The organism is Streptomyces sp. RGM 3693 (assembly GCF_050471125.1).
Taxonomy (GTDB): Bacteria; Actinomycetota; Actinomycetes; order Streptomycetales; family Streptomycetaceae; genus Streptomyces.
In genome coordinates this window covers 2,443,637-2,457,911 of record NZ_JBMPPQ010000002.1, presented here as the reverse complement: position 1 = coordinate 2,457,911, position 14,275 = coordinate 2,443,637, and the positions used below count along the sequence as shown (strand labels likewise).

Here is a 14,275-nt window from a genome sequence, read left to right as displayed (position 1 = left end):
CGGTGGGGTCAGCGGCGTTCCTCGGCCGAGGCCACCGGGCCGGTGTGGTGCAGCAGTCCGCGGTGGGCGGCCCAGCCGGCGGCGGTGTCGGCCTCCAGTTGGCTGAGCCGGGCGGTCACCGCCTGGTCGAAGCCGTCCAGGAAGAATTCGTCGCCCTGGGCGGGGACGATGTGCGGGTCCTCGGCGAGGTACTTGCCGATCACCTCGCGCAGCCCGGTCTGCGGGCTGACCCGGCCGGCGATGTAACGGTCCGCCCCGGGGAGTCCGGGGAAGCCGGCCTCCCGGTAGAGGTAGACGTCGCCGAGGACGTCCACCTGGACGGCGACCTGTGGGTGGGCGGCCGGCCGCATGGTCTGCGGGGTGATCCGCAGCAGCTTGGTCTCCCGGCCCTGGCGGAGGCTGTTGAGGGCGTAGCCGTAGTCGACGTTGAGGGTCGGGGTGCGGCGGCGGGCGTACTCCTCGAAGGCGAGCAGGGTGTCCTGGAGTTCGGCGCGCTCGGCGGGGCTGATCCGTCCGTCGGGCTCGCCGCTGTAGTCCTCGCGGAGGGTGAGGAAGTCGACCGGGCGGTCCGGGGCGGCCTCGTTGATCTCGGCGAACAGGTCGATCAGGCGGCGCAGGCGGGCGACCTGGCCGGGCAGGACGACGTAGTTGAAGCCGACGCGGAGGTCCGAGCCGCGTTCCCGTCGCATCCGGAGCAGGTTCTTGATGTTGTTCTTGACCCGCTCGTAGGCGCCCTTCTTGGTGGTGGTGGCCTGGTATTCCGCCTCGTCCGTGCCGTAGAGGGAGGTGCGCAGGGCGTGCAGGTCCCACAGGCCGGGCTGGCGGGTGAGGGCCTGCTCGGTGAGGGCGAAGGAGTTGCTGTAGCAGGAGAGTTTGAAGCCGCGCCCGGCGGCGTGGGTGATCAGTTCGCCCAGGCCGGGGTTGGTCAGCGGCTCCAGGCCGCCGGAGAGGTAGAAGCGGTAGGGGTCGTCGGTGGGGGCCTCGTCGATCAGCGCGGCGAACATCTCGTTGCCGGGCGTCACGGCCCCGGCCTGGTAGCGGGCGCCTGTGACGCGGATGCAGAAGCTGCACCGGAACATGCAGGTCGGGCCGGGGTAGAGGCCGACCCGGTGCGGGAAGGCAGCGCGGCCGGTGAGGACCGCGTCGATCGCGCCGGACGCCTCCAGCGGCAGGAAGGTGTTGTCCCAGTACTTGCCGGTCGGCCCCTGGGTGACGGCCCGGCGCAACTCCGGTACGGCGTCGAAGAGTTCCAGGTGTCGGGCGAACTCCGCGCGGTCCAGGCCGAGGTGGGCGCGGGCGGTCTCCAGGTGGGTGAAGGGGTCGTCGATGTAGAGCTGGGCGAGTGCGGCCAGCCGGCCGGCGGCGGCTCGTTCTCCCTCGGGCAGTCGCGCCCCGACGGCGTCCTCCAGTTCCGTCGCGGCCACACGGGTCGAGTCCAGTGCCATGTCCGGTTCCTCACTCATCGGGGGTGTCCGTCGGGGGCGTGCGCCGGGGTGGCGGCCGCGCGCCGCTCGCGGACCCGGTGGGCGGTCAGCGGCCCGTGGTCCACCGCGACGCGCAGGATGTCGCAGATCACCCGGGCGTCGTCCGGGCCGAGTTGGGTCCCCGTGGGGAGGGCGAGGACCTTCGCCGCCAGGGCCTCGGTGTGCGGGAGGACCGGCACCGCGGTGCCGGGCGTGCGGTAGGGGCGCATCTGGTGGCAGCCGGGGGCGAAGTAGCGGCGGCCGATGACGCCTTCGGCGCGCAGCACCTCCAGCAGGTCGTCCGGGCTCAGGCCGCAGGCCGCCGGATCGGCCTCGACGATCGCGTACTGGTAGTTGTTGGTCTCCCGCTCGTCGAAGCCGGCCAGCCGTAGTGCGGGGACGCCGGCCAGGCCGGCCCGGTAGGCGTGGTGCAGCATTCGGTTGTGGGCCACGGTGCGGGGCATCGCCTCCAGGGAGGTCAGGCCCATCGCGGCGGAGCTCTCGGCCATCTTGCCGTTGGTGCCCGCCCACTGGACCTCGCGGGCGTCGTCGAAGCCGAAGTTGCGCAGGCTGCGGACCCGTTCGGCCAGGGCGTCGTCGTCGGTGAGGACGGCGCCGCCCTCGAAGGCGTTGACGACCTTGGTGGCGTGGAAGCTGAAGACCTCGGCGCTGCCGAAGCCGCCGACCGGCCGGCCGGCGCTGGTGACGCCGATGGCGTGCGCCGAGTCGAACAGCAGGGTCAGTCCGCGGGCCGCGGCGAGCGCCTCCAGCTCCCGCACCGGGCAGGGCCGTCCCCAAAGGTGCACGCCGATGATGCCGGTGGTGCGCGGGGTGAGGACGGCTTCGACGGCGGCCGGGGCGAGGTTGCCGGTGGCCGGGTCCACGTCGCAGAAGACCGGGTCGAGGCCGAGCCAGCGGACCGCGTGCGCGGTGGCCGCGAAGGTCATCGCGGGAACGATCACCTCGCCCGTCAACTCGGCCGACCGGATGGCGAGTTGGAGTCCGATGGTGGCGTTGTTGGTGGCCACGGCGTGCCGGACGCCGGCGACCTCGGCGACCCGTCGTTCGAACTCCCGGACCAGCGGCCCGTCGTTGCTGAGCCACCGCCGGTCCAGGGCCTCGCCGATCCGGGCGAGGAGCCGGGCGCGGTCGCCGATGGTGGGGCGGCCGACGCTCAGCTCCTCCCGGAAGGCGGCCGGCCCGCCGAATACGGCCAGGTCCGTGACGGTGCGCTTGGCCCGGCCGGCGCGCGCCGTTGCCGGTGGCCGCTCCGCGAGCCGGCCGCCTGTCGTCAGCATGTCGGCCTCCTCAGACCGCCGAGGCGGGAGCGTCCTGGGCCGGGCCGCCCAGGGTGGCGGTACCGGGCACTTCGGCCGTACCGGGCGCTTCGGCCGTGCTGCGTTGCCGGCCGATCAGCACCCCGGCCAGCGCCCCTCCGACCAGCAGCGCCGCGGAGGCGACCAGCAGGCTCAGCGACATCCCGGAGGTGAAGGCGTGCTGCACCTTCGCCAGGACGCCGGCGTCACCCCGGCGGTGTGCGGCGTCCAACGCCGCCGGCAGTGAGCGGTCCGCCGCGGCGGACACCGAGGACGGCACGAGGGACACGAAGCGGCCCATCAGGATCGCGCCGAGCACCGCGACACCGAGGCCGGTGCCGAGCTCCTGGAGGGCGCTGTTGACGCCCGAGCCGGTGCCGGCCCGCTCCGGCGGGATGGCGCTCATCAACGCGTTGGCGGTGACCGGGATGGCGATGCCGAGGCCGGCGCCGATCAGGACGAGGGCCAGCAGCATCCCGCCGTAGCCGATGCCGTCCGCGGCGACCCAGGCGAGGACCGCGAGCCCGACGCCCGAGACCGCGAGGCCGGTCGCCGCGGTGCGCGGTGCGCCGAGCCCGGCGACCACCTTGGGGCTGACCACGCTGCTGCACACGAACACCGAAACGGCCATCGGCGCGACCCGCAGGCCGGCCTCCAGCGCGCTGTAGCCCAGCACCAGTTGGAGGTGCTGGGTGAGCAGGAAGAGCGCGCCGCCCATGCCGAGCGCGGCCAGCACCCCGCCGGCCACCGCGCCGCTGAACCGCGGGTCGCGGAAGAGCGCCACGTCCAGCATCGGGTAGGCCGCCTTGCGCGACCAGACGCCGAAGCCGACCGCGGCCACCGCGCCGACCAGCGCGGACAGCAGGACCTGTGCGGAGGTCCAGCCGTACTCGGGGATGGCGGTCACCGCGTAGAGCAGGCCGACGGTCGCCACGATCGACAGCAGTCCGCCAAGCAGGTCGGGCCGCTCGCCCTCCGGGTCGCGGGTCTCGGGCACGAGCACCGCCACCGCGATCGCCCCCAGCAGCGCGATCGGCACGTTGACCAGGAAGACCGAGCCCCACCAGAAGTTGGTCAGCAGGAAGCCGCCGACCAGCGGGCCGATGGCGATGCCCAGTGCGGCGGTGGCCGCCCAGGCGCCGAACGCCTTGGGCCGCTCGGCGTCGTCGAAGACCCGGACCAGGACGGCGAGCGAGCTGGCCATCAGGAAGGCCGCGCCGACGCCCATCGCCGCGCGGGAGGCGATCAGCTGCGCCGCGGTGCCGGACAGCGCCGCGCCCAGTGAGCCGGCGCCGAACAGCGCGAGGCCGCCGGCCAGTGCCCGCTTGCGGCCGTAGCGGTCACCGAGGCCACCGGCCGCGACCAGCAGCCCGGCCTGGACGAGCGAGTAGGCGTTGAGGATCCACTGGAGCTGGGTGGTGGTGGCGCCGAGCTCGGACGACATCGACGGGATGGCGACGTTGAGCACGGTGTTGTCGAGTACCGCGGTGAGTACGGAGATGCAGATGACGGCGAGAATCCACCACCGCTTGGGGTGGCGCTGATCGGCCACGATGTCCCCTCTTTCTGTCCGTGATGGTCCGGCGGGTGGTCCGGTGGTCGGGTGGACGGGTCTGGTGGTCAGGTGGACCGTCCGGTGATCGGGTGGACCGTCCGGTGGTCGGGTGGACCGTCCGGTGGGTGGTGCGGCGGACGGTCCGGTGTCGGCGGGTACGGGTACGGGTGCGGGTGCGGGTGCCGGCCCGGGTCAGGCACCGGCCAGGTCGGCCAGGCGCGGGACGAGTTCGGCGGGGCTGGGCATGGCGGCGATCTCGGCGCGCACCTCGCCGGCCGCCTCGTACAGCGACCGGTCCGTGAGGAGCCGCCCGATCAGCGCGGTGTCCAGGCCACTCGCCGGCGAGACCAGGCCGACGCCGCGGCGCGCCATGGCGTTCGCGTAGATGCTGCGGTAGCCGCCGCCGGGCAGGGCGACCTGCGGGAGTCCGGTGTGCAGTGCGGTCAGGGTGCTGGCGGCGCCGCCGTGGTGGAGGGCGGCGGTGCAGGTGTCGAGCAGGGCGTTGAGCGGCAGCCAGCTCGCGGTGCGGACGTTGTCCGGCAGGGTGCCCAGGCCCTCGATCTCGGCCTCGGTGAGCGCGCAGACGAACTCCGCGTCGAACTCCGGCGCGGCCTCGATCACCTGCTGGAGCGGGCCGAGCCCGTTCGTCAGGGACGACACGGTGCCGAACGTGACGCCGATCCGGGGGCGTTCGGGCCGCCGGGTGAGCCACTCCGGCAGCACTCCACCGCCGTTGTAGGGCACGCAGCGCATCGTCCAGCCGCCGCTGCCGGCCGCCATGCTGGGCGGGGTCACCTCGATCGTGGCGCGGCGCTCGGGGAGCCCGGTGACGCCGTGCCGGTCCGCGGCGTCGGTCATGTGCTCGGCGAGCAGTTCCGGGATGCCGGTGGCGTCGGCGAAGCCGAAGCCCTGCTCGACGGCGGGGACGCCGAGCTTGGCCGCGGCGATCAGGGCGGCACCGTTCATCTCCGAGTGCAGGATCAGATCCGGCCGGAACGCCTCTGCGGCGGCGACCGTGCCGTCGGTCAACTGCGAGCAGAGGTAGGCGAATCCGGGCACCGCGCCCTTGAGGTCGGGGATGCCCTGCTCGATCTCCCGCATCAGGTCGGGGCGTTCCTGCGCGAACTTGCCGAACAGTTCGGCCATCGTCAGGTGCGGCAGGACGTCGATGACCGGGAAGCCGGCCGAACGGGCGACCAGGCCGTCCTGCGCGGCCGCGTACGCCACTTCATGGCCGGCGGCCCGCAGGGCCCAGGCCAGACTCACGGTCGGGAAGACATGACTGACGGCGTGGGTGCAGCAGACGAGTATCCGCATGACGGCTCTCCGGTCGCAGGCTTCAGGTCCGCGACCACGCTAGAAACCGCGCGTCGAGGGTGACTTGAGTCCCGCCGGAAGCGCCTCCAGCCCCGGGTCCCCGGCGAGGACCGCGCGTTGCAGCCGCTGGAGCCGGGCCGAGGGCTCCAGCCCCAGTTCCTCCACCAGTCCGGCGCGCAGCCGCTGGTACGCCTCCAGGGCGCGCCAGGCACTGCCGGAGCGGTAATGCGCGATCATCAGCTGCGCGCAGAAGCTCTCATGCATGGGGTGACGGGCCATCAGGACGCGGAGTTCCGGGACGAGTTCGGCATGTCGGCCGAGCATCAGATTGGCCTCGATGCACAGTTCCTGGACGGCCAGCCGGTCCTCGTCCATCCTCAGCACCTCCAGTTCGAGGACGCTGCCGGCGCGGACGTCGACCAGTGCGGGCCCGCGCCACAGGTCGAGGGCCCGGCGCAGCACCTCGGCGGCGTCGGTGTGGTCGCCGGCCTCGAAGGCGGCCCGGCCGTGGGCGGCGAGCCGGCCGAACTCCTGGGTGTCGACCGTGCCGGGCCGGACCCGCAGCAGGTAGCCGCCGTGCTGGGTGACCAGCACGTCCTTTGCCTCCCGGGACGGATCGCCGGCCAGCGCGGCGCTGATCAACCGGCGGAGCTGGAGGATGTAGGTCTGCAGGGTGGTGGCCGCGCTGCGCGGTACGGCCTGGCCCCAGATCTCCTCCATCAGCGTCGACACGGTCACCATGCGGTCGGCGTTCAGCGCCAGCAGCGCGAGTACCTGGCGCGGTTTGCCCGCGGTCGGGACCACGCAGGCGCCGCGTTCGTGGGCCGCGAGCGGCCCCAGCAATGAGATGTCCACTTCCAGCTCTCCCCCTTCGTCGTCCCCGGCAGCGCGGGGCTTAGCGGAGCATGTCCGGAGAGTCGCATTACCGGAGGTCGCGGGCCCAGTGAGCGGCACACGAGGGCGGGCGTGAATTTTTCATGCCGGAGAGGTGAGCCCGGCACTGTCCGCACCCCGGGGGCCTCCGCAGAATCCTTCCCCAACGGCTCCACGGCGACGGCCGCACACCCGCATCCCGGAACGGCCCCGTGGCCACCGCCCCACGGCTCGGGCACGACCTGCACCGGTACCACCGCACAGCCATCGCACAGTCACCGCATGTCCGGCGCGCCCGGCTCACGTGGCGCGCCCGGCGCATCCGTCTCATTCGACACAGGGGGATCCACCGATGAGCTCTACGGCCGGCTACACCTCGCAGGACTGGCGCTTCGCGGTACTGGCCGCGCGCAGCGGACTAGAAGCGGAGCTGGGCGCGCGGTTCGGCGTCGACCCGGTGGCGGTACTGGCCGAGTTCGGCCTGGCGGAGCACGCCCCGGCGGAGCTGCCGGCGCTCTGCACGGGCCTGGTGATCGAGGACCTGGACCGGCCGGCCCCGGCCGGCGCCCTGACCGCCAGCAACGTCTGCATCACGGGCAACTTCGCCGAGTACGCCGAGTACGCCGGGCACACCGAGTACGCCGGGTACACCGGGGACATCGAGTGCGCCGGGTACGCCGGGGACCGCGGGGACGCCACCCCGTTCCCCGTCGCGCTCGCCACCGCCCGGCCGGTCGCGTGTTGACGGCCGCCGACGGGCCCCGGGTCGGCTTCAAGCGCCACCTGCGGACCGACATCGTCGCCGGCGAGGCCGTCTACCTCCGCTCCGAACAGGGCGTGACGGCGCTGCACAGCCCGCACATGGCCGAGCTGGCCCGGCTGCTCGACGGCACCCGCACCCTGCCCGACCTGCTGCGCGAGGCGTCCACCGCGATGCCGGCGCTGGAGGCCGGCCGGGTCATCGGCCGGCTCGCCCAGTCGGGTCTGGTCGGCTACCGCGACCCGGCCGCCGAAGAGACCTGCGACGCAGCCGCGTTGGCGTACTGGGACCTGCTGGGCCTGCACGGCGACACCGCGGGCCGCGGGGTGGCCGGCACCCCCGTCGCCCTGCTGGCCCTGGGCCGGGCCGACCTCGGCGCGGCCCGCGCCGCCTGCCTCGCCTCCGGGCTGACCCTCGTCGCCCCCGAGGCCGAACGGACCGCCGGCCTCTCCCTCGTGCTGTGCGACGACTACCTGCACCCGGGCCTGCGCGGTATCGACGCCGCCCACCGGCAGGCCGGCCGCCCCTGGTTGCTGGCCAAACCGTGCGGCCCGAACCCGTGGGTGGGCCCGGTCTTCGGCGCCCCCGACGGCCCGTGCTGGTCGTGTCTGGCGCACCGGCTGCGCGGCCATCGCACCGCCGAGGTCCCCGTCCAACGGGCGCTCGGCTGCGCGGGACCGGTCGCCGTCCCCGAAGCGTCGCTGGCGGCGAGCCGGGCGATGGCGCTGCACACCGCCGCGCTGGAGGCCGCGAAGTGGCTGGCCGGGGTGCGGACCGACGGCCAACACGCGGTGTGCGCGCTGGACACCCTGACCCTGCGCACCGAGCACCACCCGGTCACCCGCCGCCCGCAGTGCCCCGACTGCGGCGACCCGGGGCTGCTCGGCGCGCGGCTGCGGCGCCCGCTCACCCTCACCTCCCGCCCCAAGGTGGACGGCGGCGCCAACCACCGCGCGCTGCGCCCCGAGGAGGTGCTCGACCGCCACCGCCACCTGATCGGCCCGGTGACCGGGATCGTGGCCGAGAACCGGCCCGACGAGCGCGCCCCCGACGGCATCAACTGCTTTGTGTCCGGCCACAATCTGGCGCTCACCGGCCGCAGCCTCGCCGGGGTCCGCAGCTGTCTGCGCAGCCGGAGCGGCGGCAAGGGCGTGACCCGCGTCGAGGCCGAGGTGAGCGCGTTGTGCGAAGCGGTCGAGCGGTACAGCGGCACCCGCCAGGGCGATGAGCCGGCCGTCCGCGACACCCTGACCGGCCTCGGCCCGGCCGCGCTGCACCCCAACGCCTGCCAGCTCTTCGACGCCCGCCAGTTCCGGGACCGTGCGCGGTGGAACGCCCGGCACTCCGCCTTCCAGCAGGTCTGCCCGCCCTTCGATCCGGACCGTCCCACGGAGTGGACGCCGGTCTGGTCGGTCACCGGACGCACCCACCGCCTGCTGCCGACCTCGATGCTCTACTACTCCCCGCACTGCGCCGAGGCGGTGCCCGATCTGCCCTGGGCCGACTCCAACGGCAACGCGGCGGGCGCCAGCCTGGAGGACGCGGTCGTCCAGGGCTTCCTGGAGCTGGTCGAACGCGATGCGGTGGCCCTGTGGTGGTACAACCGCACCCGTCAACCGGCCGTCGACCTCGGCGCGTTCGACGAGCCCTGGATCAGCGCACTGGCCGAGGTCTACGGCCGGCTGCACCGCCGCGTCTGGGTCCTGGACCTCACCGCCGACCTCGGCATCCCCGTCATGGCCGCGCTGTCCCGGCGCACCGACGGCCCGGCCGAGGAGATCGCGTTCGGTTTCGGTGCGCACTTCGACCCGCGGCTGGCACTGCGCCGGGCGCTGACCGAGATGGGCCAGCTGCTGCCCACGGTCGTAGACGCCCCCGCGCCGGGCAGCACCCCGTCGGCGGCCGAACGCGAGCTGCGTGCCTGGTGGTCCGGTGCCACCACCGCCAACCAGCCGCATCTGCTGCCGGATCCGGCGCAGACCCCGCGCACCCCCGGCGGGTACGGCTACACCCCTCGCCCCGACCTGCGCGACGACCTCGACGCGATCGAGGACCTGGTCCGCGCCCACGGCATGGAGTTGCTGGTCCTCGACCAGACCCGGCCCGACATCGGCCTCCCGGTCGCGAAGGTGCTGGTGCCCGGCCTGCGGCACTTCTGGGCCCGGTTCGCGCCGGGCCGGCTCTTCGACGTCCCGGCGGCGCTGGGCCGGACCGACCGTCCCACCGCCTACGCGCAGTTGAACCCGATCCCGATGTTCATTTAGGGCCTGCTGTTCAGGTGGACGGCGGCACGCCCCACGATCGGCGCCCGGCGTCGCCGAGAACGGGCACTCCGAACACATACCTGACGAACCGGCATCCCGCTCACGCGCCTTCAGGAGATAGATTCGGGCAACCACTCTGCCGCAGGCCGTGAAGGGGGATCCGAGGGTGGCCCATTTACGCATGCCCACACCCTTCGCCGGAGACGAGGACCAGGACGGGGAACCGGCCGGTGCGACGCCCGGCCGGCCGGGCCAGCGGCTGCCCGAGCGGCACATCCCGCCGCCCCGCCTGGCCCGGGCCGTCACCGTCACCGTGCTGGTCGGCTACGGCGCGGTGACCCTGCTCAACGTGCTGCGCGGCCACCCCCGACCCCAGGAGACGCTGGCCTGCCTCGCCTCGGTCGCCGCCGTCTTCACCGTTCAGTTCGTGCACTCCGCCCCGGCCACCCGCCACTGGCCGCCCCGCCGCAAGGCGCTCACCCTGGGCCTCCAGGCGCTGCTCACCTACCTCCCCTTCTTCTGGTTCGGGATCAACTGGGGCAGCATGGCCGGTCCGTTGGCAGGATCGATTCTGCTCATGCTGCCGGGGCTGCTGGGCTGGTCGCTGTACGCCCTGGTCTGCGTCAGCATGCTGACCTACTCGCTCTCCCTGGGCCTGTCCGTCCTGGACGTCTGCTACTTCACCATCGCCAGCGTGCTGACGGGCCTGGTCATCTTCGGGCTGACCCGACTCACCGACCTCGTCCAGGAAGTGCACGCGGCCCGCAGCGAACTCGCGCACCTGGCCGTCGCCAACGAGCGGCTGCGCTTCGCCCGCGATCTGCACGACCTCCTCGGCTACAGCCTCTCCGCGATCACGCTCAAGAGCGAACTGACCCACCGCCTGGTGCTGGTCCGCCCCACTCAGGCCCGCGAGGAGATCACCTCGATCCTGGAGATCTCCCGCCAGGCACTGTCGGACGTCCGGGTCGTCGCCAGCGGCTACCGCGAGATGTCCCTGGAGGCCGAAGTGGCCTCCGCGGAGTCGATGTTGGCCGCGGCGGGCATCGAGGCGGAGGTCTCGGTCGGCGGCGGCCGGCTGCACCCGGTCGTCGGCACGGTCCTGGCCACCGCCCTGCGCGAGGGCATCACCAACATCCTCCGACACAGCAAGGTTCAGCACTGCTGGATCACGGTGACCTACGTGGGGGACGACGGGACCGAGGGGGACGCGCAGGACGCGGCCGGAACGGTGCGGTTGACGCTGGTCAACGACGGTGTCCCGGAACGACTTTCCTCCCGCGAGGAGCTCAACGACGGCAGCGGACTGGGCAATCTGTCCACCCGACTCACCGAGATCGGCGGCCGCCTGACCGCCGGCCCGGAAGACGACGGCCGCTTCCGGCTGGTCGCCACGGCCCCGCAGACGCCGCTTCGACGGCCGGATGCCGCGCACCCAGGAAAGGAAACTTCCCCCCACAATGAACAGCACCACGGACAGCACCACGGACAGCAGCCCGCAGATCGGTCCGGAGCGGAATCCGGACACCAGGACGGACAGGGGGAATCGCAGCGATGTTAGAACTCAAGGTTCTGCTCGCGGAAGACGTTCACATGATCCGCGGCGCCCTCGTGGCTCTGCTCGAACTGGAGCCTGACCTCTCGGTCGTGGCCGCCGTCGACCGCGGGGACGCCATCCTCCCCGCCGCGCTGGAACACCGGCCCGACGTCGCCATCATCGATATCGACCTACCCGGCATCAGCGGCCTCACCGCCGCCGCCCAGCTCCACGAGGAACTGCCCAGCTGCCACACCCTGATCCTCACCAGCCTCGGCCGACCCGGCACCCTGCGCCGGGCGCTGACCGCCCGGGTCTCCGGCTTCCTCCTCAAGGACGCCCCGCCCGACCAGCTCGCCGAGGCGGTCCGCGGGGTCGCCGCCGGCCGTCGGGTGATCGACCCCCAACTCGCCCTGACCGCCTGGGACTCCCAGGAGAGTCCGCTCTCGCCGCGCGAGCTGGAGGTACTGCGGCTGGCCGCCCAGGGCGCCGACGCCGCCGAGATCGCGGGCCTGCTCTACCTCTCGAAGGGCACCGTCCGCAACTATCTGACGGCCATCGTCAGCAAGCTCAACGCCCGCAACCGGATCGACGCGATGCGGATCGCCGAGGACGCCGGCTGGATCCCCTGAACCGCGCGGCCGACCGGTCGGCGGCTCAGCCGACCCCGCCGCCGGATTCCCGGGGCCCCGGTGCCGACACGGTGGAGACCAGCCGCGTCTCGGTGGTGCGGACCCCCGCCAGCCCCGGCAGCCACGGCTCGTGGGCGAGGTAGGTGGCGCCGTCCATCGCGGTGCGCGCCACCTCCCGATCGGTCCACCAGATCGCCTCCAGGTACCGCTCCGGCGAAACGGTGGAGCGCAGCAGCTCCACGGCGCGGATCCCCTCGACACCGGTCAGCGCGTCCGCCCGGACCGCCAACCGCTGCTCGAACTCCTCCGGGTCGTCCACCTCGTAGTCGACGAGCACCACCACACCGCGGCCCGCCCCGCCCGCCGTCCGACCGACGCCGCGCCGCAACACCGCGGCCATCTTGTCGCCCTGGGTCTCCACCAGGGCGCCCAGCCGTCGCACCTGGTCCAGGAACTCCTCGTTCCGGGTCACCTTGACGAAGGCGTCGTCGTCCTCCCAGGAGTTGAGGTGCACATAGCTGCGCGGGTTGCCGGTGTGCCGGACGAGGGTCGAGGCGACGAAGCCGGCACGGGCGCCGAGGAACTCCGCATGGCCGCGGAAGCAGCGTTCGAAGCGGTCCGTGTTCCCTTTGACGGAGAAGCGGTTGACCACCGTCAGCGCCCCGTGCGGATCGTGGGCGAAGCCAGGCATCGGGCAGCCTCCCTCTGCAATTCGGGTACCCCACTGTGCCAGCGCACTCTCGATTCCCGCTTGAGTCCGACTCTCCCGCCGCCCGCGCCCTGCGCTCCCGGATTGCGTCCGTGCGCTCCCGTGTGCCGCGCCGTGGCCGGGCATCCTGCCGATGCTCACCGTCCCCCCGTACGGGAGGTGTCCCCGTGCACACACCACCGCTGGTCGGCTGGCTACTGGTACTGCTGTGCGCCGCCACCGGCGGCTACTGCCTGACCCGTGCCCGCACCGGCCCCCCGGCACAACAGGTGACGGCCCGCGGCGAGGCCCTGATGGCGCTGGGCATGGCGGTGATGGCGGTGCCGGCGTCCGCGGTGGCGCCGCCCGCGTGGGCGCCCTGGGTGTTCACCGCGGTGTTCGGCGCGGTCGCGCTGTGGGGGCTGGTGCGACGCCATCTGCACCACGCGGTGGGCGCGCTGGCGATGGTCTACATGGCGCTCGTCATGGTCGGCATGCCCGGGATGTCCGAGACGCACGGCATGCCGGGCGGCGGGCACACGACGGCCGGGATGAGCGGCATGAGCGGCATGACGGAAACAGCCGGTGGACCACACACCACCCCGGCCGGCATCCCCCTGCTGACCGGCCTGTTGCTCGCCTACTACGCGATCTACGTGCTCACCGCCGGGACCCGACTGGCCCCGGCGGGCACCGCTACCGGCGGAGCCCGCTCCGCGTGCGCCGGCCCGCCCACGGTCCTGCGGGCCTGTCAGGTGGCCATGGGGCTGGGCATGCTCGCCATGCTGCTGGCACTCTGAGACCCGGCATCCGTCCCGGGTCCGCACCCGCCCCGCGCACCACACCTGCCCGGGGCGTGGTGTACGTCACTTCCGCCGCAGGACCGTACCAACCGGTAGTGGGGCGCTCATAGGCTGACGCCATGATGGTCCCCCTCACGCTGATGATCCTCGGCGTGCTGGCCGCGGCGATGGCGCCGCGCCTGATGGCCCGTTCGGACTGGCCCGACCGCGAGCCGGTCCTGGCCCTGTGGGTGTGGCAGTGCGTGGTGTCCGGCGTCCTGCTGTGCTGTGCGCTGGCCATGTCACTGAGCGCGGCCGCCGCCTGGGACGCGGTCCGCAGCCCGGTTTTCCGCTTCGCACCGCGGGTGGTCGTCGAGGCGTACGCGCTCAATACGTACGGGCCGTGGGCCGGTGTGTTGGCACTGTTGCTGGCCGGCGGCGGCGCGTGGACGGCGGTGGCGCTGACCCGGGAGGTGCGGGCGGCGCGGGCCCGCCGGCGGCGGCGCCGGACCGAACTGCGGCGCCGCTCACCGCTGCTGCCCGGCGAGGACCCGCGCGGCGGCCGCCTGGTGGTCCTGGAGGGCGACCGGCCGGGAGCGTTCTGGCTGCACCACCCCTCGCGGCAACTGGTCATCACCACTGCGGCGTTGCAGCGCCTGAAGGGTCGTCAGGTCGATGCGTTGATCGCCCACGAGCAGGGCCACCTCCGGGCCCGCCACGACGTCCTGCTGCACTGCGCATCGGCGTTGGCCGGCGGCTTCCCGCAGATCCCGGTCTTCGCCGCGTTCCGGGACCAGGTCCACCGGCTGGTCGAGATGGCCGCCGACGACGTCGCCTCGCGCCGCTTCGGCCGCCTGACCATCGCCCTGGCACTGGTCGAACTCAACGAGGACAGCGGGGTGTTCGGGCCCTGCCCGCCCCAGCTCGCCCAGGTACCCCAACGGGTCGACCGGCTACTGGCCCCGGCCGCCCGGTTCACCCCCGGCCGCCGCCTGCGGATGACCGCGTACGCCCTGCTGCTCCCCGCCGTCCCGCTCCTGGTCGCGTTCGGGCCCGGACTCAGCGCGCTCACCTGACCGGCCACCGAA

Annotated in this window: 12 protein-coding genes; 6 read left to right on the top strand and 6 right to left on the bottom strand. The window is 73.3% G+C overall.

Features of this window, described 5'->3' with window-relative positions; all coding sequences use genetic code 11:
• Nucleotides 1–8 precede the first annotated feature (8 nt).
• The 5 genes from desII to ACO0M4_RS28375 form a co-directional block, all read right to left on the bottom strand.
• The gene (gene desII, locus ACO0M4_RS28395; RefSeq protein ID WP_430373761.1) at nucleotides 9–1,463 is read right to left on the bottom strand and encodes a dTDP-4-amino-4,6-dideoxy-D-glucose ammonia-lyase; all 1,455 of its coding nucleotides are present in this window, start codon (nucleotides 1,461–1,463) and stop codon (nucleotides 9–11) included.
• The gene (locus ACO0M4_RS28390) at nucleotides 1,460–2,761 is read right to left on the bottom strand and encodes an aminotransferase class I/II-fold pyridoxal phosphate-dependent enzyme (RefSeq protein WP_430373759.1); all 1,302 of its coding nucleotides are present in this window, start codon (nucleotides 2,759–2,761) and stop codon (nucleotides 1,460–1,462) included. Before ACO0M4_RS28390 ends, desII begins: the two co-directional genes overlap by 4 nt.
• A 10-nt stretch (nucleotides 2,762–2,771) precedes the next feature.
• Entirely contained in the window at nucleotides 2,772–4,331 is a 1,560-nt protein-coding gene (locus ACO0M4_RS28385; protein ID WP_430373758.1) for an MFS transporter, read from the bottom strand.
• Nucleotides 4,332–4,526: 195 nt separating this feature from the next.
• Nucleotides 4,527–5,651, bottom strand: a complete 1,125-nt coding sequence (locus ACO0M4_RS28380; RefSeq protein ID WP_430373757.1) for a nucleotide disphospho-sugar-binding domain-containing protein — start codon at nucleotides 5,649–5,651, stop codon at nucleotides 4,527–4,529.
• Between the two features lie 39 nt (nucleotides 5,652–5,690).
• Nucleotides 5,691–6,506 (bottom strand): AfsR/SARP family transcriptional regulator, encoded by an 816-nt coding sequence (locus ACO0M4_RS28375; RefSeq protein WP_430373756.1) that lies wholly within the window; start codon nucleotides 6,504–6,506, stop codon nucleotides 5,691–5,693.
• 370 nt (nucleotides 6,507–6,876) lie between these two features.
• Between ACO0M4_RS28375 and ACO0M4_RS28370 the strand changes: the two genes are divergently transcribed.
• The 4 genes from ACO0M4_RS28370 to ACO0M4_RS28355 all read left to right on the top strand — a co-directional run bounded on the left by ACO0M4_RS28370 (nucleotide 6,877) and on the right by ACO0M4_RS28355 (nucleotide 11,717).
• Entirely contained in the window at nucleotides 6,877–7,269 is a 393-nt protein-coding gene (locus tag ACO0M4_RS28370) for a hypothetical protein (RefSeq protein WP_430373755.1), read from the top strand.
• A complete protein-coding gene (locus tag ACO0M4_RS28365; protein WP_430373753.1) occupies nucleotides 7,263–9,548 on the top strand; it encodes a TOMM precursor leader peptide-binding protein in 2,286 nt (761 codons plus the stop codon). Before ACO0M4_RS28370 ends, ACO0M4_RS28365 begins: the two co-directional genes overlap by 7 nt.
• 181 nt (nucleotides 9,549–9,729) lie before the next feature.
• A complete protein-coding gene (locus ACO0M4_RS28360) occupies nucleotides 9,730–11,109 on the top strand; it encodes a sensor histidine kinase (RefSeq protein WP_430373752.1) in 1,380 nt (459 codons plus the stop codon).
• On the top strand, nucleotides 11,103–11,717 hold the full coding sequence (locus tag ACO0M4_RS28355) for a response regulator transcription factor (protein WP_430373751.1): 615 nt from the start codon (nucleotides 11,103–11,105) through the stop codon (nucleotides 11,715–11,717). Before ACO0M4_RS28360 ends, ACO0M4_RS28355 begins: the two co-directional genes overlap by 7 nt.
• A 25-nt stretch (nucleotides 11,718–11,742) precedes the next feature.
• Here the strand turns inward: ACO0M4_RS28355 and ACO0M4_RS28350 are convergent, their stop codons facing one another.
• The gene (locus tag ACO0M4_RS28350; protein WP_430373749.1) at nucleotides 11,743–12,408 is read right to left on the bottom strand and encodes an antibiotic biosynthesis monooxygenase; all 666 of its coding nucleotides are present in this window, start codon (nucleotides 12,406–12,408) and stop codon (nucleotides 11,743–11,745) included.
• Between the two features lie 185 nt (nucleotides 12,409–12,593).
• On the opposite strand from ACO0M4_RS28350, the gene ACO0M4_RS28345 reads away from it, so the two are divergent.
• Together ACO0M4_RS28345 and ACO0M4_RS28340 are read left to right on the top strand one after the other, a co-directional pair.
• A complete protein-coding gene (locus tag ACO0M4_RS28345; protein WP_430373747.1) occupies nucleotides 12,594–13,205 on the top strand; it encodes a DUF5134 domain-containing protein in 612 nt (203 codons plus the stop codon).
• 122 nt (nucleotides 13,206–13,327) lie between these two features.
• Nucleotides 13,328–14,263 carry a M56 family metallopeptidase gene (locus ACO0M4_RS28340; protein WP_430373746.1) on the top strand — a complete coding sequence of 312 codons (936 nt, stop codon included), beginning with the start codon at nucleotides 13,328–13,330 and terminating at the stop codon, nucleotides 14,261–14,263.
• Nucleotides 14,264–14,275 lie beyond the last annotated feature (12 nt).

Bases quoted from the DNA above. Each gene is read 5' to 3' on its own strand.
- desII (WP_430373761.1), bottom strand. From the start codon at position 1,463: ATGAGTGAGGAACCGGACATGGCACTGGACTCGACCCGTGTGGCCGCG.
- ACO0M4_RS28340 (WP_430373746.1), top strand. From the start codon at position 13,328: ATGATGGTCCCCCTCACGCTGATGATCCTCGGCGTGCTGGCCGCGGCG.
- ACO0M4_RS28390 (WP_430373759.1), bottom strand. From the start codon at position 2,761: ATGCTGACGACAGGCGGCCGGCTCGCGGAGCGGCCACCGGCAACGGCG.
- ACO0M4_RS28360 (WP_430373752.1), top strand. From the start codon at position 9,730: ATGCCCACACCCTTCGCCGGAGACGAGGACCAGGACGGGGAACCGGCC.
- ACO0M4_RS28380 (WP_430373757.1), bottom strand. From the start codon at position 5,651: ATGCGGATACTCGTCTGCTGCACCCACGCCGTCAGTCATGTCTTCCCG.
- ACO0M4_RS28355 (WP_430373751.1), top strand. From the start codon at position 11,103: ATGTTAGAACTCAAGGTTCTGCTCGCGGAAGACGTTCACATGATCCGC.
- ACO0M4_RS28350 (WP_430373749.1), bottom strand. From the start codon at position 12,408: ATGCCTGGCTTCGCCCACGATCCGCACGGGGCGCTGACGGTGGTCAAC.
- ACO0M4_RS28370 (WP_430373755.1), top strand. From the start codon at position 6,877: ATGAGCTCTACGGCCGGCTACACCTCGCAGGACTGGCGCTTCGCGGTA.